This window comes from Kitasatospora sp. NPDC040550, from assembly GCF_055594965.1.
This window is the reverse complement of record NZ_JBVIWC010000001.1, coordinates 36603-57462: the sequence shown is the minus strand read 5'-3', so window position 1 is coordinate 57462 and position 20860 is coordinate 36603. Positions and strand designations below refer to the sequence as shown.

Below are 20860 nucleotides of genomic sequence, written 5' to 3'. Positions count from 1 at the left end.
GAGCGGACTCTACGCTCGCACGAACACTGTGGCGCGAAGGGGGAGTGCCGTGGCCCGTGGACCTGTTCGGCGACGCCGGTCGACCGCCGCGCGGAGGGCCCGCCGGGTGCGGCAGGCGCGGGACAACGCGCTGCTGCTGGGCGTGGCGGCAGCGATCGTCCTGGTGCTGGTCTCGGTGGTGGTGCAGTGGCTGGCCCAGCACTTGCTGCTGGTGGCCGTGCTGGTCCTCGCGGGCGTGGGGGCGGGCGTCGCCGTGCTGCGCACGCGCGTCCGGGCGCGGCAGCGGGAGCTGGACACGCGGGCGGCGCAGCTGCGCCACATCGGGCCGTTCCTGGCGATGAGCCCGACGGCGTTCGAGCACGCGTTGGCGGACCTGTGCCGACGGGACGGTTGCACGAAGGTCTCGGTGGTCGGCGGTGCCGGGGACCTCGCGGCGGACGTGCTGGCCACCACCCCGACCGGACAGCGGATCCTCATCCAGGCGAAGCGGTACGGGCCACGGACGTTCGTCGGCTCGCAGGACGTCCAGCGGGTCAACGGCACGTACCGCGACGTGCACCGCTGCGACCTGGCCGCCGTGGTGACGACCAGCTCGTTCACCAAGGCCGCCGCCGCGTTCTGCGCGCGGGTCGGCATCCGCGCCGTCGACCGGCGGGCGCTCGCCCGGTGGGCGGAGGGTACGGGCGGCCCGCCCTGGGCGTGACCCCCGGCCCAGCGCCCGGCCATGGCACCTGATGCCGCGGCCGCGCGGCCCGGAACCCGACCACCAGGGCGGCCACAACAACGGGACGAGAATGCCGAATTCGTACGGGTCCGAGTCCTTCGGCGACGAGCCTTGCGGGCAGGGACCGGCGGTCCGACGGCTCGTGGGTGCGGTCATGGCGCTCTCTCCGGGGGAGGCGGACCGGTGAGCGCCGGGGCCGCCGTGACGGGTGGCGTGCCCGTCGTAGCCGGCCGGTCGGGAATGCGGTCAGCCGGTGGAAGGAGCCGCAGCCGACCAAGAGGGGGCGTTGGCCGATGCGCGCGAAGGGCTCGCCCTCGTCCATCTCCGGGAGCTGCTGGGTCGGCTCCCCGTCGGCTTTCGGGGTTACGGGTTGTCGTCGGCCGGGTGCAGAACGGCCTCGGCGATCTCGCGGACGCGAGCCATGGTGATTCCGGTCCGCTGCTCGACGGCAAGGGGGTGGTCGGTGGGTTCGAGCTCGATGAGGGGGCGCTGGCCGAGGGGCCTCGTGTGGAGGCGGGTCTTGAGGTTGACGGTGCTGGACGCGTAGACGGGCAGCTCGGTGGTCAGCCAGCCGAAGTACGGCTTCTCGGATTCACGCCCTGGTGTGTCCCAGAGGTCTGCGGCGCGGGAGAAGTTCTCGCGGCTCAGGGAGACCCAGACGCCCCAGGAGAACACGTCGCTGCTGCCGATGACCGGTATCTCGACCAGGCCCTTGACGAAGTGGTGCTGCGCTTTGATGACGCACTGGTCCGACGAGAGCAGGCAGTCCGGGGCTCCGTCGAAGCTCGGGTCCCAGACGTAGGGGGCCGTTGCCGAGTAGTTCATCGGCAGTTCTGCGTGGTGCGCGCCGCAGCACGAGCAGGTGAATCCGGGATCACTGGTCATGGGCGGAAGCCTACTGATCGGACCCGACGCCTGTCGGGGCACTCCGCCTGCCGGGACCGGCGGCGGGGCGGCCGAGTATCGCGAGCACGGAGATCCGTACGTCCTTGTCGTTCGTCACCGAGCAGAGGGCGTCGACGCCTCGCGTCCGGTTCCCGGTCCGGGTCGGCCAGGCCGACCCGGACCAGGTCGACGGCGTACTCGTGGCACCGGGGTGGGCGGCGGGCCCAGCACCTCCCCGATCCACCCCGAGACGGCCTCTCGGGGGCAGCCCGTTCCAGCTTCGAGGCGGATGGGACGCAGATGCGCCCCGGTGTACGCGGCGGCGGGTTGACGGGGCTTGACGGCCGGGGTCCAGGCACAGGCGCCTCACCACCTCCTCCACGCCAAGTGAACGGATTCCGCTGAGGGGCGGTTCACCTCACCCGGGTCCGTCCGGGAGCGGTCCGGGAGCGGTTCGGGGACGCTCCTCGGGCAACGGCCTTCGTGCGGTCGGATGTTGGGCACGGGAGCGGAAAGGGTGGCGGTCACCGGATCGGGGTCCACCCCGATGGGCGGTTGGCGGGCAGTGAGACGCCAGCAGTACGGCGGCGTGTCGGTGTACGCCGCAGGTTGGATCATGGGCCCGTCCTCGCGCCGTACGAGATGCGGATGCGCCGGACCGAAGACTGGAGGTGATCCCGGACACCGACTCCGCACGGAGGAACTGCATGGCTCGGCACGGCGCACGAACGATTCCCGCACTGACGGTCGGTGTTGCAGCCGCCGTCCTGGCGGCGCTGACTCCCGCGACGGCCTTCGCGGCGGGAGATCCGCTCCAGCCGTACGAGCGGCAGGGGCTCCGTTGGGAGCGCTGCGACGCGGACCGCCCGGAGGAGTTCGAGTGCGCCAAGGTCAAGGTGCCGCTGGACTACGGCGACCCCGGGGGCAGGCGGATCGACCTCGCGATATCGCGGATCAAGGCGAGCAGGCCGAAGGAGCGGCACGGCGTGCTGCTGATCAATCCCGGGGGCCCGGGCGGTCCGGGGCTGACCATGCCCGTGGAGATGCAGCCGCTGCTGCCGGCCGGAGTGCGGGAGCGGTTCGACCTGATCGGGTTCGACCCGCGCGGAGTCGGGCAGAGTTCGCCGATCGGCTGCGACCTGACGGCGGACGAGCAGGCCTTCCAACACCCTTACGCGGCGGCGACGTTCGCCCGGGACGTGGCCCGGGCCCGTACGGTGGCCGACAAGTGCTGGGCCAAGGCGGGGGACGTCCTTCCGCACATCACCACCCGCAACACGGCGCGGGACATGGACGTCGTCCGGGCGGCGCTGGGGGAGCGGAGGATCTCCTACTTCGGGCACTCGTACGGCACCTACCTGGGCGCGGTCTACACCCAGATGTTCCCCCGGCGCTCGGACCGGGTCGTCCTCGACAGCGCGCTCGATCCAGCGCTCGCGTGGCGGGGATCGCTGCGGGGGTGGTCGGCAGGGGCCGAACTCGCCTTCACCCGCTGGACGGAGTGGGCCGCCGCCCGCAACACCACGTACGGGCTGGGCGGGACTCCGGCCGAGGTCCGGAAGGCGTTCTGGGACCTGATCGCCCACGCCGACCGGACGCCCGTCCCCACGACGGGCGGGACACTCGACGGGGACGCCATCCGCTCCGGGTACGCCGCGTTCGTCCGGGTGGAGACGGTGACCCCCTGGATCGTCGCGTTGAGGGCCGCCGCCGCCGGCGGGGCGCCGGCACCTGCCGGGCCCACGGAGCCGGGCGCCGCGGCAGCGGGTGAGTCGGGCCCGAACCGACCGGACACGGCGCGCGCGGGGGCGTTCGGAGCGGCCGTTCCGGCGGACAACATGCCCGCCGTCGCGTGGGCCGTCTTCTGCGGAGACACCCGGAGCTGGCCGCGCGACCCCGAGCGGTACCGCCGCGACGCGATCCGGGACCGGGCCGAGTACCCGTTGGCCGGCGACCTGGGGGCGGGCATCATGCCGTGCGCGTTCTGGAAGTCGGCGGCCACCGAGCCGGCGACCGTGGTGGACAACGACGTCAACGCGTTGATCGTGCAGAACCAGTGGGACCCGCAGGCGACCCTGGCCATGGCACAGGGCATGCGGCGGGCACTGCACGGCGCACGGATGGTCACGGTGGTCGGCGGCGAGGGCCACGGTGTCGTGGTGGCGGGCCCGTCCTGTGCGGACGACAGCGTCACCCGGTACCTGACCACGGGCCGGCTGCCCGCGAAGGACCTGAGCTGCGGGGCCTGAGCTGCGGGGCCTGAACCCGAGGCTGGGGCTTCCGTCGCACCTGACCCGGGGGCCGGTGCCTGACATCGGCCCGGGGCCGGTGTCAGGCGAGGAAGGCGCGGAGCAGGGAGGCCGTTGCGGCGAGGTGTTCCTCGGTGGCGCGGCGGGCGGCGTCGCCGTCGCCGGCGAGGATCGCGTGGACCATGGCCCGGTGCTGTTCGGCGGCGTGCTCGATGTTGCGGTCCAGCATGGGGATCGCGTTCAGGAGGTCGTTGAGGCGCATCCTGGCCTCGGCGATGGCCGCGGCGAGGGCGGGGGAGCCGGTGAGTTCGCCGATGGCGAGGTGGAAGCGGGAGTCCAGCTGGCGGTACTGCTCTGCCGGGGCCGCGTCCAGTTCGGTGAGCCGGTCCTCCAGGTGGGCGCGCTGTGCGGGGGAGAGGGGGCGCCGGGCGGCGGCCTCGGCGGCGCCGACCTCCAGGACCTGCCGGTAGGTCAGCGCGTCCTCCAGGGCGCCGCCGAGGTCGCGGGCGGCGCGGCGCAGGTCGGCGACGTCCGGTTCGGGCATCCGGTAGGTGACGAAGGTGCCGCCGTAGCGGCCGCGGCGGGGTTCGACGCAGTCGGCCTGCTGGAGCGTGCGGAGTGCCTCGCGCAGGGTTTCGCGGCTGACGCCGAGCCGGGCGGCGAGGTCGCGTTCGGCGGGCAGCCGGTCGCCGGGGCGGAAGACGCCGAGCTTGATCGCCTGGAGCAGCCGTTCGACGGTCTCCTCGAAGGCGTTGCCGGTCCGGATCGGGCGGAAGATCGCCCCGGCCTCCCAGTCGAGCCGTGCCTGCTCACGTGTCACATCCACGTCCACGCCGGAATCGTACCTGCGATCGGATCTTCCGCACTCGTTGCCGTCCCGCCCTTGACGTGGCCACCGTCCAGCCGGAACGATGCTGCTCACCCACCCAATGGTCTGACTTTAGACCATTGAAGAGCCGTCCGACCGTCGAAGCCGCCGGGGCGGGTGTGCCACGCCGTCGTGGCCGCGCGCACCCCGGCACACCCTCAACCCCCAGGGGTGCCCATGACCGACGCACGCTCACCCGACCACCCTGGCCCCGCCGTGTTTCCGCTGGACTCTTCCCCCGTTTCCGCCGACGAACAACGCCTCCGCGAGCTGGGCTACACCCAGGAGCTGGCCCGCTCGATGTCGGGCTTCTCCAACTTCGCCGTCTCCTTCTCCATCGTCTCGATCCTCTCCGGTTGCCTGACCCTCTACGGGACGGGGATGAAGACCGGCGGCCCGGCCCTGATCATCTGGGGCTGGCCGGTGGTCGGCCTGCTGACGCTCTGCGTCGGCCTGGCGATGGCCGAGATCTGTTCCAGCTACCCGACGGCCGGCGGGCTCTACTACTGGTCCGCCAAGCTGACCCGCAGCCGTAGCCGCGGCCCGGCCTGGAGCTGGTTCACCGGCTGGTTCAACTTCCTCGGCCAGGTCGCGGTGACCGCCAGCGTCGACTACGGCGCCGCCTTCTTCACCAACGCGTTCCTCGACCTGCGCTTCGGCGCCGCGGCCACCCCCGCGCACACCATGGAGATCTTCGCGGTCATCCTGGTGGTGCACGGCCTGCTCAACACCTTCGGGGTGCGCCTGGTCGCCGTCCTCAACAGCGTCTCCGTGTGGTGGCACCTGATCGGCGTCGCGATCATCGTCGGCGCGCTCGCGCTGCTCCCCGAGCGGCACGCCTCCGCCTCCTTCGTGTTCACCGAGTTCGTCAACCAGACCGGGTTCCACAGCCAGTTCTACGTCGCGATGCTCGGCCTGCTGATGGCCCAGTACACCCTCACCGGCTACGACGCCTCCGCGCACATGACCGAGGAGACCCAGGACGCCGCCCGCTCCGGCCCGCGCGGCATCGTCAACGCGATCACCGTCTCCCTGGTGGCGGGCTGGATCCTGCTGCTCGGCATCACCTTCGCGATCCGCGACTACGACGGCGCGCTCAACAGCGACACCCAGGTCCCGCCCGCGCAGATCTTCATCGACGCGATCGGCTCCGGCGGCGCCCAGTTCCTGCTGCTCATCGTGATCGGCGCCCAGTTCTTCTGCGGCATGGCCTCCGTCACCGCCAACTCCCGCATGATCTACGCCTTCTCCCGCGACGGCGCCCTGCCCGGCTCCCGGCTCTGGCACCGCATCTCCCCGCGCACCCAGACCCCGACCAACGCGGTCTGGCTCGCCACCGGCGGCGCCCTGCTGCTCGGACTGCCCGCGCTCTGGAACAACACCGCCTACACGGCCGTGACCTCGATCTCCGTCATCGGCCTCTACATCTCCTACGTCATCCCGGTGTACCTGCGGCTGCGCCAGGGCGAGGACTTCCCGCGCGGCCCGTGGCACCTGGGCCGCTGGAGCCGGCCGATCGGCGTCGTCGCCGTGGTCTGGACGGTGGTGATCACCGTCCTGTTCATGCTGCCGACCGCCAGCCCGATCACCGTCGACAGCTTCAACTACACCCCGGTCGCCGTGGCCGTCGTGGTCGGCTTCGCCGGCATCTGGTGGCTGGCCTCGGCCCGGCACTGGTTCACCGGGCCGCACGTCGGCGCCGCCTCCTCCGAGTCCTCCGCGCCGTCCCCGGCGTCCGACCTGGGCACCCCGCCCGCCCCCGACACCCGGGACACCGAACAGGAGACCCGATGACCACCCCCCGGCTCACCCTCGACGAGCTGCGCACCCGCGTCGCCGACGGGTCCGTCGACACCGTCGTGCTCGCCATGACCGACATGCAGGGCCGCCTCCAGGGCAAGCGCGTCGCCGCCCAGTACTTCCTCGACGACGTCGTGACCGGCGCCGCGGAGGGCTGCGGCTACCTGCTGGCCGTCGACGTCGACATGAACACCGTCGACGGCTACGAGGTCTCCTCCTGGGAGAACGGCTACGGCGACCTGACGCTGCGCCCCGACCTCGCGACCCTGCGGTCCGTCCCCTGGCACCCGGCCACCGTCATGGTCCAGTGCGACGTCGTCCAGCACGACGGCACCCCGGTCGCCGTCTCCCCGCGCCAGGTCCTCCAGCGCCAGCTCGACCGCCTGGCCGGCTACGGCTGGCAGGCCCAGGCCGCCACCGAGCTGGAGTTCATCGTCTTCCGGGACAGCTACGAGCAGGCCTGGGACAAGGACTACACCCGACTCACCCCGGCCAACCAGTACAACGTCGACTACTCCATCCTCGGCACCGGGCGCATCGAGCCGCTGCTGCGCCGCCTGCGCAACGGCATGGCCGGCGCCGGGCTGACCGTCGAGTCCGCCAAGGGCGAGTGCAACCTCGGCCAGCACGAGATCGCCTTCAAGTACGCCGACGCCCTCACCACCTGCGACAACCACGCCGTCTACAAGACCGGCGCCAAGGAGATCGCCGCCCAGGAGGGCTGCAGCCTCACGTTCATGGCGAAGTACGACGAACGCGAGGGCAACTCCTGCCACATCCACCTGAGCCTGCGCGACGAGCAGGGCGCGCCGGTGTTCGCCGGCGACCGCCCGTACGGCTTCTCCCGCACCATGGAGCACTTCCTCGCCGGTCAGCTCGCCTGCCTCGCCGACTTCGCCCTGCTGTTCGCCCCCACCGTCAACTCCTACAAGCGCTACGTCCCCGGCAGCTTCGCGCCCACCGCGATCGCCTGGGGCCGCGACAACCGCACCTGCGCCCTGCGCGTCGTCGGCCACGGCCAGTCGCTGCGCTTCGAGAACCGCGTCCCCGGCGGGGACGTCAACCCCTACCTCGCGGTCGCGGCCCTGATCGCCGCCGGACTGCACGGCGTCGAGCAACAGCTGGAACTCCAGCCGGAGTTCACCGGCAACGCCTACGCCTCCGACGCGCCCCGGGTGCCCGCCACCCTGCGCGACGCGGTCGACGCCTTCGAGCGCAGCGCCGTCGCCACCGAGGCCTTCGGCAAGGACGTCGTCCGGCACTACACCCACGCCGGACGCACCGAACTGGCCTCCTACGAAAGGGCGGTGACCGACTGGGAGCGGCGCCGCGGATTCGAGCGGCTGTGACCCACGAGGACCGCCGACCGCCCCTCATCGGCATCAGCAGCTACCAGGAGGCAGCCGCCTGGTCGGTCTGGAACCAGCGCGCCTCGCTCGTGCCCCAGACGTACGTCGACTCCGTCGTCCGCGCGGGCGGCATCCCGGTGCTGCTGCCGCCCCAGCCCGGCGCGGTCGACCGCCTGCTCGACGCCCTCGACGGACTCGTCCTGGCCGGCGGGTCGGACATCGACCCGGCCCGCTACGCGGCGACCGCCGATCCGCGCACCGGCCCGCCCCACCACGCCCGCGACGACTGGGAGAGCCGGCTGCTGCGCGCCGCCCTCGCCCGGGACCTGCCGGTGCTCGGCGTCTGTCGCGGCATGCAGCTGCTCAACGTCGAACTCGGCGGCACCCTCGTCCAGCACCTGCCCGACGACAGCCACCAGATCGTCCCCGCCCGCTTCGTCCGCCGCCCGGTCGACGTCCTCGACGGCAGTCGGCTCGCCGCCGTGCTCGGGCCCGCCACCGAGGTGTCCTGCTACCACCACCAGGCCGTCGACCGGATCGGCACCGGCCTACAGGCCACCGCGCACAGTGCCGATGGAACGGTCGAGGCGCTCGAACTGACCGGCCACCGCTTCGCCCTGGGCGTCCAGTGGCACCCGGAGACCGACCCCGACGACCTGCGCCTGTTCCACGCGTTCATCACCGCCAGCCAGAGGGAGAGCCCCCGATGACCGAACCGGACCTCTTCGAGGTCGTCAACCCCGCCACCGAGGAGGTGATCACCACCGTCGAACTGGCCGGCCTCGCCGAGACCGACGCCGCCGTCGCCCGCGCCCGCGCCGCCTTCGACACCTGGCGCCGGGTGGCCCCCGCCGACCGCGCCCGGCTGCTGCGCGCCTTCGCCGCCGCCGTCGACGCCGACCGCGAGCACCTCGCCGCCCTGGAGGTCGCCAACGCCGGCCACACCATCGGCAACGCCCGCTGGGAGGCGGGCAACGCCCGGGACGTCATCGAGTACTACGCGGCCGCCCCCGAGCGGCTGTTCGGCCGGCAGATCCCCGTCGCGGGCGGCATCGACGTCACCTTCCAGGAGCCGATCGGCGTCGTCGGGGTCATCGTGCCCTGGAACTTCCCGATGCCGATCGCCGCCTGGGCCCTCGCCCCGGCGCTCGCCGCCGGCAACACCGTCATCGTGAAACCGGCCGAGCTCACCCCGCTCACCGCGCTGCGCCTGGCCGAACTCGCCCTGGCGGCCGGGATCCCCGAGGGCGTGCTGCAGGTCCTGCCCGGCCGCGGCCCGGTCGTCGGCGGGCGCTTCGTCACGCACCCCGACGTGCGCAAGGTCGTCTTCACCGGCTCGACCAGGGTCGGCAAGGAGATCATGGCGGGCTGCGCCGCCCAGGTGAAGCCCGTCACCCTCGAACTCGGCGGCAAGAGCGCCAACATCGTCTTCGCCGACGCCGACCTCGCCAAGGCCGCCGCGACCGCGCCCTACGCCGTCTTCGACAACGCCGGCCAGGACTGCTGCGCCCGCTCTCGGATCCTCGTCGAGGCCTCCGCCTTCGACGACTTCATGGCACTCCTGGAGCCGGCCGTGCGCGGCGTGCGGGTCGGCGACCCGGCCGACGAGAAGACCGAGATGGGCCCGCTGATCTCGGCCGCCCACCGCGAGCGGGTCTCCTCGTACGTCCCGGACGCCTCGGCCGTCGCCTTCCGCGGCAGCGCCCCCGACGGGCCCGGCTTCTGGTACCCGCCGACCGTCCTCGCGCCCGTGCGGCACGACGACCGCGCCTTCACCGAGGAGATCTTCGGCCCGGTCGTCGCCGTCGTCCCGTTCCGCGACGAGGAGGACGCCCTGCGGATCGCCAACGCCACCGAGTACGGCCTGTCCGGCTCCATCTGGACCAGGGACCTCGGCCGCGCGCTGCGCGTCTCGCGCGGCGTCGAGGCCGGCAACCTCTCCGTCAACTCGCACTCCTCGGTGCGCTACACCACGCCGTTCGGCGGCTTCAAGCAGTCCGGCCTCGGCCGCGAGCTCGGCCCGGACGCCCTCGACGCCTTCACCCAGACCAAGAACGTCTTCATCTCCACGGAGGAATGATCACCATGACCCAGCGACTCGACGGCCGCGTGGCCGTCATCACCGGCGCCGGCAGCGGCATCGGCCTGGCGACCGCCCGCCGCTTCGCCGCCGAGGGCGCGAAGGTGGTCTGCGTCGACCTCGACCCCGAGACCGGCGCCAAGGCCGCGAACGAGGTCGGCGGCCTGTTCATCCAGGCCGACGTCACCGACGAGGCCGCGGTGCGCGACCTCTTCCAGCGGGCCGTCGACGAGTACGGCCGCCTCGACATCACCTTCAACAACGCGGGCATCTCCCCGCCGGACGACGACTCCATCCTCACCACCGGCCTGGAGGCCTGGAAGCGGGTCCAGGAGGTCAACCTCACCAGCGTCTACCTGTGCTGCAAGTACGCGATCCCGCACATGCAGCGCCAGGGCAAGGGCTCGATCATCAACACGGCCTCGTTCGTCGCCGTGATGGGCGCGGCCACCTCGCAGATCTCCTACAGCGCCTCCAAGGGCGGCGTGCTGGCCATGTCGCGCGAGCTGGGCGTGCAGTTCGCCCGCGAGGGCATCCGCGTCAACGCCCTCTGCCCGGGCCCGGTGAACACTCCGCTGCTCCAGGAGCTCTTCGCCAAGGACCCGGAGCGGGCCGCCCGCCGCCTGGTGCACATCCCGCTGGGCCGCTTCGCCGAGCCCGAGGAGATCGCCGCCGCGGTGGCCTTCCTCGCCTCCGACGACTCCTCGTTCATGACCGCCAACACCTTCCTCGTCGACGGTGGCATCTCCGGCGCCTACGTCACCCCGCAGTAGCCGCGGCCGGACTCCGGATCCCGCTGCGCCCGTACCGCGAAGCGTGACGACACCCGGCCGGGGCCCCGGGGAGCGGCGGCTGCCGGCTCCCCGGGGCCCGACCCTACGGGCGTGCGGGCCGGGCGGTGATCGTGCAGAGCCGCTTGGTGGCCCGGGTCAGGGCCACGTACAAATCCCGCTCCCCACCGGGGCGGGCCGCGATGATCTCCTCGGGGTGCAGGACGACGACCCCGTCGAACTCCAGGCCGCGGGCCTCGGACGCCGGCACGATCCGGGCGTGGTCGGCGACGCCCCGGGCCGTCAGCTCGCCCACCCTGGTGTCCGCGCAGACCACCCCCAGGAGCTCGCCCGGGTGCGCGGCGCTCTGGGCGCGGAGCTCCTGGACGACGGCGCCGACCAGCCCGTCCGGCGGCGCGGTCACGGTGCGGGGGGCCTCACCGCTCCGCAGTGACCGGGTGGGCTGCTGGTCCGGGGCGATCCGGGCCAGCAGGTCCCGGACGCTCTCCAGGATCTCCTGCGTGGTGCGGTAACTGACGGTCAGCTCGTGCAGCTTGAACCGCGGTCCGACATGGGGGCTCAGCGCCTCCTTCCAGTCGCGCGCCGTCGCGACCGGGCCCGCCTGGGCGAAGTCGCCCACCAGCGTCATCGCCCGTGCCGGGCAGCGGCGGACGATCATCCGCCACTGCATGGCGGTCAGCTCCTGCGCCTCGTCGACGACGACGTGCCCGTACGTCCGCTCGGGCGGCCCGTCGACCAGGCTCGCCGCCTCGTCCAGCAACGGGACGTCGGCATCGGTCCACGGGCCGTCCGGGTCGCGCAGCAGGAGGAGCCGTTCCTGCGCGCCCAGGTGGGGCAGGTGTTCGGCGAGAGCGTCGGCGTCCGCCAGGAGCGCGGACACGAGGTCACCGGGCACCAGCCGCGGCCACAGCGCCTCGACCGCCCGCTCGACACCGGCGTCGTCGAGGAGATCGGCCCGGACGGCGTCCAGGTCCAGCTCGTGGGCCGGGCCCGGGGCGGCCGCACCCTCGGTACGGTGCTGGGCGGCTCCCGTGAACTTGTCGAGGTCCAGGCCCGTCATCGCGGCGGCATCGGCGTCGATCTGCTCCAGGAGGTCGCCCATGTCCCGTTGCATCGCGTCGGTGACGGCGTCGACCAGGAGTTCCGTGAACACCCGGCGCGCCGGGTTGTGCCCCGGTACGGCCGCGACGGCCGCGTCGCGGGCCGTGGCGACCTCCTCGGCGGACAGGTGGACCAGCTCCCGCCCGACCCGCACCGTGAAGTCGCCGGCCGGGGCCTGGCGGACGCGCAGCAGGCCGGCCAGGGCGTCGGCGAGGACGGTGCCGCCCTTGAGGCGCGCCGTGTCGAACGGGGCCTTCGCGTCCGCGGCCACCCCGGCCAGCTCCCGGCAGGTCGCCAGGACGACGTCGTTCTCCCCGAGAGAGGGAAGGACCTGGGAGATGTAGTCGAGGAACCGGGCGTTCGGGCCCAGCACCAGGACACCCTCCTCCGCGGCCCGCGGGAACGCGTACAGGACGTAGGCCGCCCGGTGCAGGGCGACCACCGTCTTGCCGGTGCCGGGCCCGCCCTGCACCACCGTCACCCCGCGGTGGGCGGAACGGACGATCTCGTCCTGCTCGGCCTGCAGCGTCGCGACGGCCGCGTGCATCCGGCCCGTACGCCGCGCCGACAGGGCCTCCGTCAACGGGCCGTCGCCCACGACGTCCTTGTCGGTCGGGGCGCTCCCGTCCAGCAGTTCGTCGCTCACCGAGACGACCGTGCGCTCCTCCAGGCGCAGGTGCCGGCGCCGCCGCAGGCCCATCGGATGGACCGGCGTCGCCTCGTAGAAGGGCCGCGCCGCGTTCGCGCGCCAGTCCACGAGCAGGGGCAGGTCGTCCTCGTCCGTGTGCAGCCCGATCCGCCCGATGCGCAGGGCCGTGCCGTCCGCCCAGTCGATGCGCCCGAAGACCAGCCCCCTTTCGGCGCCCTCCAGCCGGCCGATCTCCTTGGCCAGCCGCTCGGCGGCGATTTCCCTTTCGTATGCCTCACCGGCGCTGCCCGCCGGGGCATTCAGCACGCTCGCCCGCTGTGCCCGCGCCTCGGAAAGCCGATCCGTCAGGAAGTCGTACAGGGAGGACACATAATCCCGCTCCGAGTCAACTGCGAGCGTGGTGGGGTCATTCATCGTCTTCGACAACTTCGGCAACAGGGAGCTCCTTCGATTCGAGCCATACCCTACGGTCGGAGTTCTTCGAAGGTCAGTCTTGACTTGTCCGGTGAAGACATGTCCCTGTGGCTGAATTCATGGCGGTCGGGCTGTGCGGCGTATCGAGAATTACGCCGTTACGCCGTTACGCCGTTGCGCCGTTCCGCAATTCCGTCATTCTGTGTATCGCCAATTGCGCACCTGGAACAGGGGAAATCCGGCGAGGCATTCCGGTCCCCGCCCCCGCTCCTGCCCCCGGCCCGCCCGGGCCGGGGGCAGGGGGTGTCAGGGGGTGTTGTGGGCTTCGGTGTCGGCGGCGGCGATGACGGCCGACAGGAGACCGGGGAAGCGTTGTTCGAGTTCCTCGGTGCGGAGGGTGTTCATCTTCGTGGTGCCGACGTAGTACTGCCGTACCACTCCGGCCGCGCGCAGCACGGAGAAGTGGTGGCTGGAGGTGGAGCGCCCGACCGGGAGGTCGAAGGAGCCGCAGCTCAGGTCAGCGCCCGAGTGGGCCAGGGTGTGCACCACTTTGCGCCTCGCCGGGTCGGCGAGCGCCTCCAACACCTGCTGGACGTTGACGTCCTCCACGCCGGGGTGCACGATCACTCGCGCTGTCACGCGTGCCCGTCCCACACCCACCACCCCTTCCCACGTCTGGCCCCCGTTCCGAGTCGAACCCCCGTCAATCGCCGCGCACCGTGCGTGACTTCATGCCCGACGCTACTACGGGAAGGCACCCGGCCACGCCCGCTGCAACACCTTGGCAACACTGGTCGTGCACCGGATGCACACGTTCCGCCCGGGTGTGCGCCCGGGGCCACCCGGGTGGGGTCGGGCTAGGAGTAGTACTTGTGGAGGTCGTCGGAGGCCATGCCGGTGCCGTGGTGGACGGCGCGGCTGGAGTAGGTGCTGCGCAGGTGGGTGGCCTGGCGGGTGCGTTCCAGCTCGACCAGCAGTCCCGCATCGTCGGAGTGTGTGCCGCAGGCCCTCTCCCGGTGGATCAGGAAGACGGTGGTGCCGATGACGGTGGCGACCAGTGCGGCGAGGAGCAGGACGACGGTGCCCATGTTCTCGTTCCCCCTTTCTGTCCCGGGGCGGGCGCGGCCGGTGGCCTCGGGCCCGTTCCGGGGGCTGTGGAGATCTTTGCACCGAACATCCCGGGATGGTCCGGTATCTGAGCGAATCCTGAGCAAGGGGAGGGGAGCGGCGGGCGGGAGCGGACCGGCCGCGTACCGGCACCGCGGTGGTGAGGCGCGAACGCCCGGCCGGGGCGGGTCGATGGGGAGTGGCTGGATCTGGGCGAAAGCCGGATGCGGACGGCGACGGGTCGGTAGCATGATCATGAGATTCGCTGTCCGCGGTACTGCTGAACCTGCTGTTCCTGGACGCGACCACCGTGAGGGGTGCGCAGCAGCGCGCACCCCTTCGTCCCGAAGGGAGATCGGCATGGCCACGGGTACCGTGAAGTGGTTCAACGGGGAGAAGGGCTACGGGTTCATCGCGCAGGACGACGGCGGCCCGGACGTGTTCGTCCACTTCTCCGCGATCCAGGGCTCCGGCTACCGCAACCTGGAGGAGAACCAGGCGGTCGAGTTCGAGGTCACGCAGGGCCAGAAGGGCCCGCAGGCCGAGCAGGTCCGCGCGATCTGACCAGGCGGGCGCACGAGCGCCCCGTACGAAGGCCCCGCACCGGCGAGCACACGCCGGCGCGGGGCCTTCTGCTGCTCTCTACCCCTGTCCACGCGTGCCCGCCCCTGTCCGACCGCGTCCGCCCCTGCCTGCGCCCGCCCGGCCTCGCCCGCCCTCTCGACAGATAGCTCTCACTGAGAGCTAAAATCGAGGTATGGAGACAGGACCCACCCACCCACCCGACGGCGCCCTCGCCGACGAGTTCTCCGCCCTCCTCACCGGCATCCAGCGGATGCTGCGCCGCCGCCTGCGCCAGGGCCTGGAGCAGCCCCGCCTGCGCGGAGCCCAGGTCGAACTGCTGCACCTGGTGATGGACACCCCGGGTCTGCGGGTCTCCGCCGCCGCCGAGGAACTGTGCCTGGCCGGCAACTCGGTCTCCACCCTCGTCAACCAGCTCGTCGCCCAGGACCTGCTGCGCCGCGAGGTGGACCCCGCGGACCGCCGGGCCGCCCTGCTGTACGCCACCGAGGCCGCCCACCAGCGCATCGAGGCCTGGCGCGAGCGGCGCCGGGCACTGACCGGCGAACTGGTCGCGGGCCTGCCCGGCCCCGAACGGGCCGCGCTGGCCGCCGCCCTGCCCGCGCTGCGCTCCCTCACCCAGGGGCTGCGCGACCTGCCCGAGGAGGACCCGCGATGACCGAGCCGGAACCAGCAGGAACACCGGAAATACCGGGCGCGGCAGGAGCGTCGGCCGCGGCGGAGGCCGTGGTGTGCCGGGGCCTGGAGTACAGCTTCACCCACGGCCGGGGCAAGGTCACCCGCGCGGTGGACGGCGTCGACCTGACCGTACGGACCGGTGAGGTCTTCGGCCTGCTCGGTCCCAACGGTGCGGGCAAGACCACCACCATCCGGGCGATCACCACGCTGCTGCCCGCCGGCCCCGGCATGGTGCGCGTCTTCGGCCACGATGCCGCCCGCCGCCCGATGGACGTACGGCGCCTGCTCGGCTACGTGCCGCAGCAGTTGTCCGCCGACTCCGGGCTGACCGGGCGGGAGAACGTCGCCCTGTTCGCCCGGGTCTTCGACGTCCCCCGCGCCGAACGCGCCCGCCGCGTCGCCCAGGCGCTGGCCGCCGTCGACCTCACCGACGCCGCCGACCGGATGGCCGCCACCTACTCCGGTGGCATGGTCCGCCGCCTCGAACTCGCGCAGGCCCTGGTCAGCGCGCCGCGCCTGCTCGTCCTGGACGAGCCCACCATCGGCCTGGACCCGATCGCCCGCACCGGCGTGTGGGAGCGCGTGGACGCCGTGCGCCGGGCCACCGGGATGACCGTCCTGGTCACCACCCACTACATGGACGAGGCCGAGCGGCACTGCGACCGCATCGCCCTGATGGACCGCGGCCGGATCCGGGCCCTGGGCACCCCCGCCGAGCTCAAGGAGAGCATCCGCCACGCCGTCCCCGGCGGTGACGAGCCCACCCTCGACGACGTGTTCCGCCACTTCGCCGGCCGCGACCTGGCCGACGCCACGGAAGGAGACTTCGGCGATGTCCGCCGCACCCGCCGCACCGCCAGCCGCGTCGGCTGAGCCCCCCACCCCCGCTACCACGCCCGCCGGTGTCCCGGACCTGAGCCTGCTGCTGGTGCCCCCGCGCGCCCGCACCGGCTGGCGCCTGGTGCCCGCCCGCGTCGCCGCGATGTGCGCGGTGGAACTCCAGAAGCTGCGCCACGACCGCACCGAGCTCTACACCCGTGCCGTCCAGCCCGCCCTGTGGCTGCTGATCTTCGGCGAGACCTTCACCCGCCTCAAGGCCATCCCCACCGGCGGCATCCCCTACCTGGACTACCTGGCCCCGGGCATCATCGCCCAGTCCGCGATGTTCATCGCGATCTTCTACGGCATCATGATCATCTGGGAGCGGGACTCCGGCGTCCTCACCAAACTCCTGGTCACCCCCACCCCGCGCGCCGCCCTGGTCACCGGCAAGGCCTTCGCCGCCGGCGTCAAAGCCGTCCTGCAAGCCGTCGTCGTGGTCCTGATCGCCGCCGCCCTCGGCGTCGCCATGACCTGGAACCCGCTGCGCCTGCTGGGCGTGGTCGTCGCGGTGCTGCTCGGCTCGGCGTTCTTCTCCTGCCTCTCGATGGCCATCGCCGGGATCGTCCTGACCCGTGACCGCCTGATGGGGATCGGCCAGGCCATCACCATGCCGCTGTTCTTCGGCTCCAACGCCCTCTACCCGGTCGACCTGATGCCCGGCTGGCTACAGGCCGTCAGCAAGGCCAATCCGCTCAGCTACCAGGTCGACGCCCTGCGCGGCCTCCTCATCGGCACCCCCTCCCACCTACCCCTGGACTTCGCCGTCCTGGCCGCCGCCACCGCGGCCGGCATCGCCGCCGCCTCCGCCCTCCTGGGCCGCCTCGCCCGCTGAGGCGGCCACCCGGGCGTACGAGTCCCTCCCCTTCGTCCTCCTCCCGAGGAGCACGTTGAGCGAGCATTCCGAGCCCTACGAGGTCACCGACCGCCCGATGCCCGACGCCGACGGCGGGAAAGACGACAGGAGGTGTCGGGTTTCGCCGCGAGAGTAGGGGGACCGGTCGGCGCGGTGACGGTGCCGGCCGGGGCCACGTACCACGGACAAGGGATCCCATGCTCGAGACGCCCGACGACCTCGCCCGCCTCCAGGACCTCCTGGACGCCTCGCTCGCCCGTTCCACCGCGCACCTGCGCTCGATCATCAACAGCGAGCGCACCCTCACCGCCGTCCAGCTCACCGGCGTACTGACCGGGATGTGCACGCTCGCGCTGTCCACCGTCACCGCCAAGGGCGAGCCGCGGATCAGCGGTGTGGACGGCCACTTCCTCTACGGCAAGTGGCACTTCGGCACCGCGCGCACCGCCGCCAAGGCCCGTCACCTGGCCGCCCGGCCCGCCGTCAGCGCCGCCCACCTGCGCGGGGAGGACCTGGGGGTGTTCACCCACGGCACCGCCGAGGCCCTCAACCCCCAAAACGGCGAGCAGGCCGCCGACTGGCCCGAACTCCTCGCCTACTTCCAGGACTTCTACGGCCGCGACACCTTCGACTGGGAGCAGGACGTCGTCTACTACCGGCTGCGCCCGCACTGGATGGCCGCCTTCGCCTCCGACCCCGCCGAACTCCTCGCGACGGCGGAGCGGGCCGGGCGGGCGTGACCGTGACCCGTGCCCGGTGCGGGCGGTGCGGGCGGTGCGGGCAGTGCGGGCGGTGACAATGGGGTGACGGACATCAGGGGCGGACGGAGGAGGAGGGCCGGGGTGCGGGCGAGCCGGGCGATCGCGCTGCTGCTGCTCCTGCAGAACCGGCGCGCCATGACCGCCGCCGACCTCGCGGCCGAGCTGGAGGTCTCCGAACGCACCGTGCAGCGCGACGTCGCCGCCCTGGCCGAGGCCGGGGTGCCGGTGTACGCCGAGCGCGGCCGGGGCGGCGGCTACCGGCTGGTCGACGGCTACCGCACCCGCCTGACCGGCCTGGAACGTGCCGAAGCCGCCGTCCTGCACCTGGCCGGTCTGCCCGGCCCGCTGCGCGACATGGGCCTGGCCGGGCAGGCCCTGGCCGCCCGGCTCAAGGTCGCCGCCGCGCTGGGCGACACCCCCGCGGCCGCCGCCCAGCGCTTCCACCTCGACGCCCCGGCCTGGTTCCGTGGGACCGACACCCCACCGCTGCTCGCCGAGGTCTCCCGCGCGGTGTGGGAGGACCGGGTGCTGCACGGGCGCTACGCCGCCCGCGGCGGCACCCGGCAGCGGCGCCTGGAACCGTACGGCCTGGTCCTCAAGGCCGGGCAGTGGTACGTCGCGGCCCGCAGCCCCTCGGGGCGCGTCGGCTCCTACCGGGTCGACCGCTTCGAGACCGCCGAGGCGGGTGAGGAGCGCTTCGACCGTGACCCGGACTTCGACCTCGCCGCCCACTGGGAGGAGGCCGCCCGCGCGTTCACCCGCACCATGCTGCGCGAGCGGGCGCTGGTACGGCTCAGCCCGCGGGCCGTGGACAACCTCGCCGCCCTGCTGGAGGCCACCGCCGCCGCCGACGCCCTCGCCACCGCGGGCCCGCCGGACGCCGAGGGCTGGGTCACCGTGACCCTGCCGGTGGAGAACTGGGAGATCGGCTACCTCGAACTCCTGCGGCTGGGACCGGAGGCCGAGGTCCTCCACCCGCCCGAGTTGCGCGCCCGCGTGGCCGAGGCGACCCGTCGGGCGGCCGCTCTCTACGCCTGAGCCGGGACGGGCACCCCTGGGCGGTCCGGTGCCGTCCTCCGGTTACGGCGTCCGTCCTTCCTGGTCGAGGCGCGTGAGTGCACCGCGCACGAACTGCTCATACCTGGTGTGGTACCAGGGCGCGTCGGTGGGGATGTGCGAAGCGGCGTCGAGCGCTTCGTGCAGGAGGGCGCGTCGCGCCTGGGGCAGGTCGGCCAGGCGGTGGTGGCTGCTGAGGTCCAGCAGGACCCGGGTGAGGTGGTAGGCGTAGGCACGGGGGTTCACGGCGAACAGCGTCCGGTAGACCCGCAGGCCCTTCTCGCCCTCCAGCCACTGGTCGTGGAGCAGGAGCTGTATCCGCGCCCGGAGTACCAGGTCCGGATGCGGTGTCGGGCGCGGCGTCGCGCGCGGTGTCGGGTTCTCGGCGGTGCCCTTCATCGGGCGCCTGCCTGGCCGAGTCGGCGTTCGGCGTCCTGGAGCTGCGTCACTGTGTACTCCCACATGCGGCGCTGGTGGGCGGGGGCGTCGGCGGGGATCTGCGCGCTCGCGGCCCGTGCCTCCTCCAGCAGCGCCTCCCGGGCGCCGGGTCGGCCGGCCGCGCGGGGGCTGGTCTCGGCGAGTGCGCGCAGGACGTAGGCGAGTTTGTAGGCGTACACGTGGGGGCTGACGGCGAACAGGGTGCGGTAGACCCGCATGCCTTCCTCGCCGTCGAGGATCCGGTCGTTGTGGCTCAGCAGTGTGATCCGGGCTTTCAGCACCAGGTCGGTGTGGACGGTCATGTCCGTTGTCCCCCTTCGTCGTTGCTCCTGTGCGCACCCCGCCCCCGCGTACCGTGCCGGACGCGTCCGGGCACGTCGGCGTGCGCGCCGGCCGCCCGGAGAATGCGGGCGGCGGCGCGAAGGCCGGCGGGGGAGCGGGGTGTTGCACGAGTGTGCGGGGTGCGCGGGGGCGGCGGCAAGGCACGAGAAGGGTGTGCTGAGTCCTACCGATCCTTGGCCTGACCTGGCAGGATTGGGGTCGGCACCCTCCGGGGGGCAGGTCCGCAAGCCCGTTGTCAGGTGAGTCGGGCGGTCATCGGGCGGTCAGGGGAGCAGGCGCGCGCGGACGGTGTCCTCGCAGAGTGCGCCGGCCACACCGGCGGCGTAGGCGGCGGAGGCGTCGAGACCGAGGCCTGCCGCGACGTCGTGTTCGTGGTCGAGGTCGGTGCCGAACATCGCCGGGTCGTCGGTGTTGATCGAGCACAGGGCCCCGGCCGCGCGCAGCCGGGGCAGCGGGTGCTCGGAGAGGTCGCGGACCACGCCGGTGCGGAGGTTGGAGGTCGGGCAGACGTCGAGCACCACGTTCCGGTCGACGATCTCGGCCAGCAACCGCGGGTCCTCCGCGGCCCGGATGCCGTGGCGGAGTCTGACGGCGCCGAGGTCGAGGGCCTCCCGGATCGACTCGGGGCCGGCGGTCTCGCCGGCGTGCGGGACGAACGGGAGGCCGCCGTCCTCGGCGATCCGCACGGCTTTGGCGTAGGGCGCGAGCGGTCCTCGCCGCTCGTCGCCGCCGATGCCCAGGCCGACCACGCCGCGGTCCCGGTAGCGGACCGAGACCCGTGCGCATTCCTCGGCCAGTTCCACGGGGCACCCGCGGTAGAGGTCCGGGGTCAGCCGTACGGTCACGCCGTGGCGTTCCTCGGCCTCGACGGCACCTTCGCAGTAGCCCGTGTAGATCTCGTCCCAGCTGGTCGCGCCGGCCTCGACGCGTTCCGCGGGGGAGAAGATGCCCTCCAGGTAGACCGCGCCCTGGGCGCCGGCCTGCCGTGCGTAGTCGACGACCACCTGGCGGAAGTCGTCGGCGGTGCGCAGGCAGTTGGTCGTCATCACCCACACCTGGATGAAGTGACGGAAGTCGGTGAACCGGTAGAGCTCGGCCAGGCCGTCGACGGTGTCGGCGGGCAGCGGCTCGTGGTTGCGCCGGGCGATCTCCAGCAGCGTCTGCGGCTGGATCGACCCCTCCAGGTGCACGTGCAGTTCGATCTTCTTGGTCGTCATGTGCGGGAGCATTCCACAGCCCGGACAGGTGTCC

Annotated in this window: 21 protein-coding genes; 13 read left to right on the top strand and 8 right to left on the bottom strand. The window is 72.7% G+C overall.

Annotation, left to right across the window (positions count from 1 at the left end; translation table 11 throughout):
- Positions 1-106: 106 nt before the first annotated feature.
- Positions 107-703, top strand: a complete 597-nt coding sequence (locus tag ACZ58X_RS00295) for a restriction endonuclease (RefSeq protein ID WP_470331404.1) — start codon at positions 107-109, stop codon at positions 701-703.
- Positions 704-1087: 384 nt separating this feature from the next.
- Here ACZ58X_RS00295 and ACZ58X_RS00290 read toward each other — a convergent pair whose 3' ends face one another.
- A complete protein-coding gene (locus tag ACZ58X_RS00290) occupies positions 1088-1549 on the bottom strand; it encodes a DUF2199 domain-containing protein (protein WP_470331863.1) in 462 nt (153 codons plus the stop codon).
- A gap of 767 nt (positions 1550-2316) precedes the next feature.
- Here ACZ58X_RS00290 and ACZ58X_RS00285 point away from each other — a divergent pair.
- Positions 2317-3858, top strand: coding sequence for an alpha/beta fold hydrolase (locus ACZ58X_RS00285; protein WP_470331403.1), 1542 nt, complete (start codon positions 2317-2319; stop codon positions 3856-3858).
- Between the two features lie 82 nt (positions 3859-3940).
- Here the strand turns inward: ACZ58X_RS00285 and ACZ58X_RS00280 are convergent, their stop codons facing one another.
- A complete protein-coding gene (locus ACZ58X_RS00280; RefSeq protein WP_470331402.1) occupies positions 3941-4690 on the bottom strand; it encodes a FadR/GntR family transcriptional regulator in 750 nt (249 codons plus the stop codon).
- A 213-nt stretch (positions 4691-4903) separates the two neighbouring features.
- On the opposite strand from ACZ58X_RS00280, the gene ACZ58X_RS00275 reads away from it, so the two are divergent.
- The 5 genes from ACZ58X_RS00275 to ACZ58X_RS00255 are packed head-to-tail and all read left to right on the top strand — an operon-like array spanning position 4904 to position 10728.
- Positions 4904-6520 carry an amino acid permease gene (locus ACZ58X_RS00275; RefSeq protein WP_470331401.1) on the top strand — a complete coding sequence of 539 codons (1617 nt, stop codon included), beginning with the start codon at positions 4904-4906 and terminating at the stop codon, positions 6518-6520.
- A complete protein-coding gene (locus tag ACZ58X_RS00270; protein WP_470331400.1) occupies positions 6517-7875 on the top strand; it encodes a glutamine synthetase family protein in 1359 nt (452 codons plus the stop codon). Before ACZ58X_RS00275 ends, ACZ58X_RS00270 begins: the two co-directional genes overlap by 4 nt.
- Entirely contained in the window at positions 7872-8585 is a 714-nt protein-coding gene (locus ACZ58X_RS00265) for a gamma-glutamyl-gamma-aminobutyrate hydrolase family protein (protein ID WP_470331399.1), read from the top strand. The genes ACZ58X_RS00270 and ACZ58X_RS00265 overlap by 4 nt, the downstream gene beginning before the upstream one ends.
- Positions 8582-9955 (top strand): aldehyde dehydrogenase family protein, encoded by a 1374-nt coding sequence (locus ACZ58X_RS00260; protein WP_470331398.1) that lies wholly within the window; start codon positions 8582-8584, stop codon positions 9953-9955. The genes ACZ58X_RS00265 and ACZ58X_RS00260 overlap by 4 nt, the downstream gene beginning before the upstream one ends.
- Positions 9952-10728, top strand: coding sequence for a 3-oxoacyl-ACP reductase (locus ACZ58X_RS00255; RefSeq protein ID WP_470331397.1), 777 nt, complete (start codon positions 9952-9954; stop codon positions 10726-10728). Before ACZ58X_RS00260 ends, ACZ58X_RS00255 begins: the two co-directional genes overlap by 4 nt.
- Positions 10729-10831: 103 nt before the next feature.
- Here the strand turns inward: ACZ58X_RS00255 and ACZ58X_RS00250 are convergent, their stop codons facing one another.
- The 3 genes from ACZ58X_RS00250 to ACZ58X_RS00240 all read right to left on the bottom strand — a co-directional run bounded on the left by ACZ58X_RS00250 (position 10832) and on the right by ACZ58X_RS00240 (position 13998).
- Positions 10832-12910, bottom strand: a complete 2079-nt coding sequence (locus ACZ58X_RS00250) for a HelD family protein (protein ID WP_470331862.1) — start codon at positions 12908-12910, stop codon at positions 10832-10834.
- Positions 12911-13216: 306 nt separating this feature from the next.
- A complete protein-coding gene (locus ACZ58X_RS00245; protein ID WP_470331396.1) occupies positions 13217-13549 on the bottom strand; it encodes an ArsR/SmtB family transcription factor in 333 nt (110 codons plus the stop codon).
- Positions 13550-13767: 218 nt separating this feature from the next.
- Entirely contained in the window at positions 13768-13998 is a 231-nt protein-coding gene (locus ACZ58X_RS00240; protein ID WP_470331395.1) for a hypothetical protein, read from the bottom strand.
- A gap of 379 nt (positions 13999-14377) precedes the next feature.
- Between ACZ58X_RS00240 and ACZ58X_RS00235 the strand changes: the two genes are divergently transcribed.
- The 6 genes from ACZ58X_RS00235 (at position 14378) to ACZ58X_RS00210 (ending at position 18811) form a co-directional block, all read left to right on the top strand.
- On the top strand, positions 14378-14581 hold the full coding sequence (locus tag ACZ58X_RS00235) for a cold-shock protein (RefSeq protein WP_470331394.1): 204 nt from the start codon (positions 14378-14380) through the stop codon (positions 14579-14581).
- Between the two features lie 193 nt (positions 14582-14774).
- Entirely contained in the window at positions 14775-15257 is a 483-nt protein-coding gene (locus tag ACZ58X_RS00230) for a MarR family winged helix-turn-helix transcriptional regulator (RefSeq protein ID WP_470331393.1), read from the top strand.
- Positions 15254-16150, top strand: a complete 897-nt coding sequence (locus tag ACZ58X_RS00225; RefSeq protein WP_470331392.1) for an ATP-binding cassette domain-containing protein — start codon at positions 15254-15256, stop codon at positions 16148-16150. Before ACZ58X_RS00230 ends, ACZ58X_RS00225 begins: the two co-directional genes overlap by 4 nt.
- Positions 16110-16991 carry an ABC transporter permease gene (locus ACZ58X_RS00220; RefSeq protein WP_470331391.1) on the top strand — a complete coding sequence of 294 codons (882 nt, stop codon included), beginning with the start codon at positions 16110-16112 and terminating at the stop codon, positions 16989-16991. Before ACZ58X_RS00225 ends, ACZ58X_RS00220 begins: the two co-directional genes overlap by 41 nt.
- Positions 16992-17209: 218 nt before the next feature.
- Positions 17210-17752, top strand: a complete 543-nt coding sequence (locus ACZ58X_RS00215; RefSeq protein WP_470331390.1) for a pyridoxamine 5'-phosphate oxidase family protein — start codon at positions 17210-17212, stop codon at positions 17750-17752.
- 102 nt (positions 17753-17854) lie between these two features.
- The gene (locus tag ACZ58X_RS00210) at positions 17855-18811 is read left to right on the top strand and encodes a helix-turn-helix transcriptional regulator (protein WP_470331389.1); all 957 of its coding nucleotides are present in this window, start codon (positions 17855-17857) and stop codon (positions 18809-18811) included.
- 42 nt (positions 18812-18853) lie between these two features.
- Here ACZ58X_RS00210 and ACZ58X_RS00205 read toward each other — a convergent pair whose 3' ends face one another.
- The 3 genes from ACZ58X_RS00205 to add form a co-directional block, all read right to left on the bottom strand.
- Positions 18854-19228, bottom strand: coding sequence for a hypothetical protein (locus ACZ58X_RS00205; RefSeq protein ID WP_470331388.1), 375 nt, complete (start codon positions 19226-19228; stop codon positions 18854-18856).
- Positions 19225-19569: a hypothetical protein gene (locus ACZ58X_RS00200; protein WP_470331387.1), complete on the bottom strand. Its 345-nt coding sequence runs from the start codon at positions 19567-19569 to the stop codon at positions 19225-19227. Before ACZ58X_RS00200 ends, ACZ58X_RS00205 begins: the two co-directional genes overlap by 4 nt.
- Positions 19570-19872: 303 nt before the next feature.
- Positions 19873-20826 (bottom strand): adenosine deaminase, encoded by a 954-nt coding sequence (gene add / locus ACZ58X_RS00195; RefSeq protein WP_470331386.1) that lies wholly within the window; start codon positions 20824-20826, stop codon positions 19873-19875.
- Positions 20827-20860: the final 34 nt, after the last annotated feature.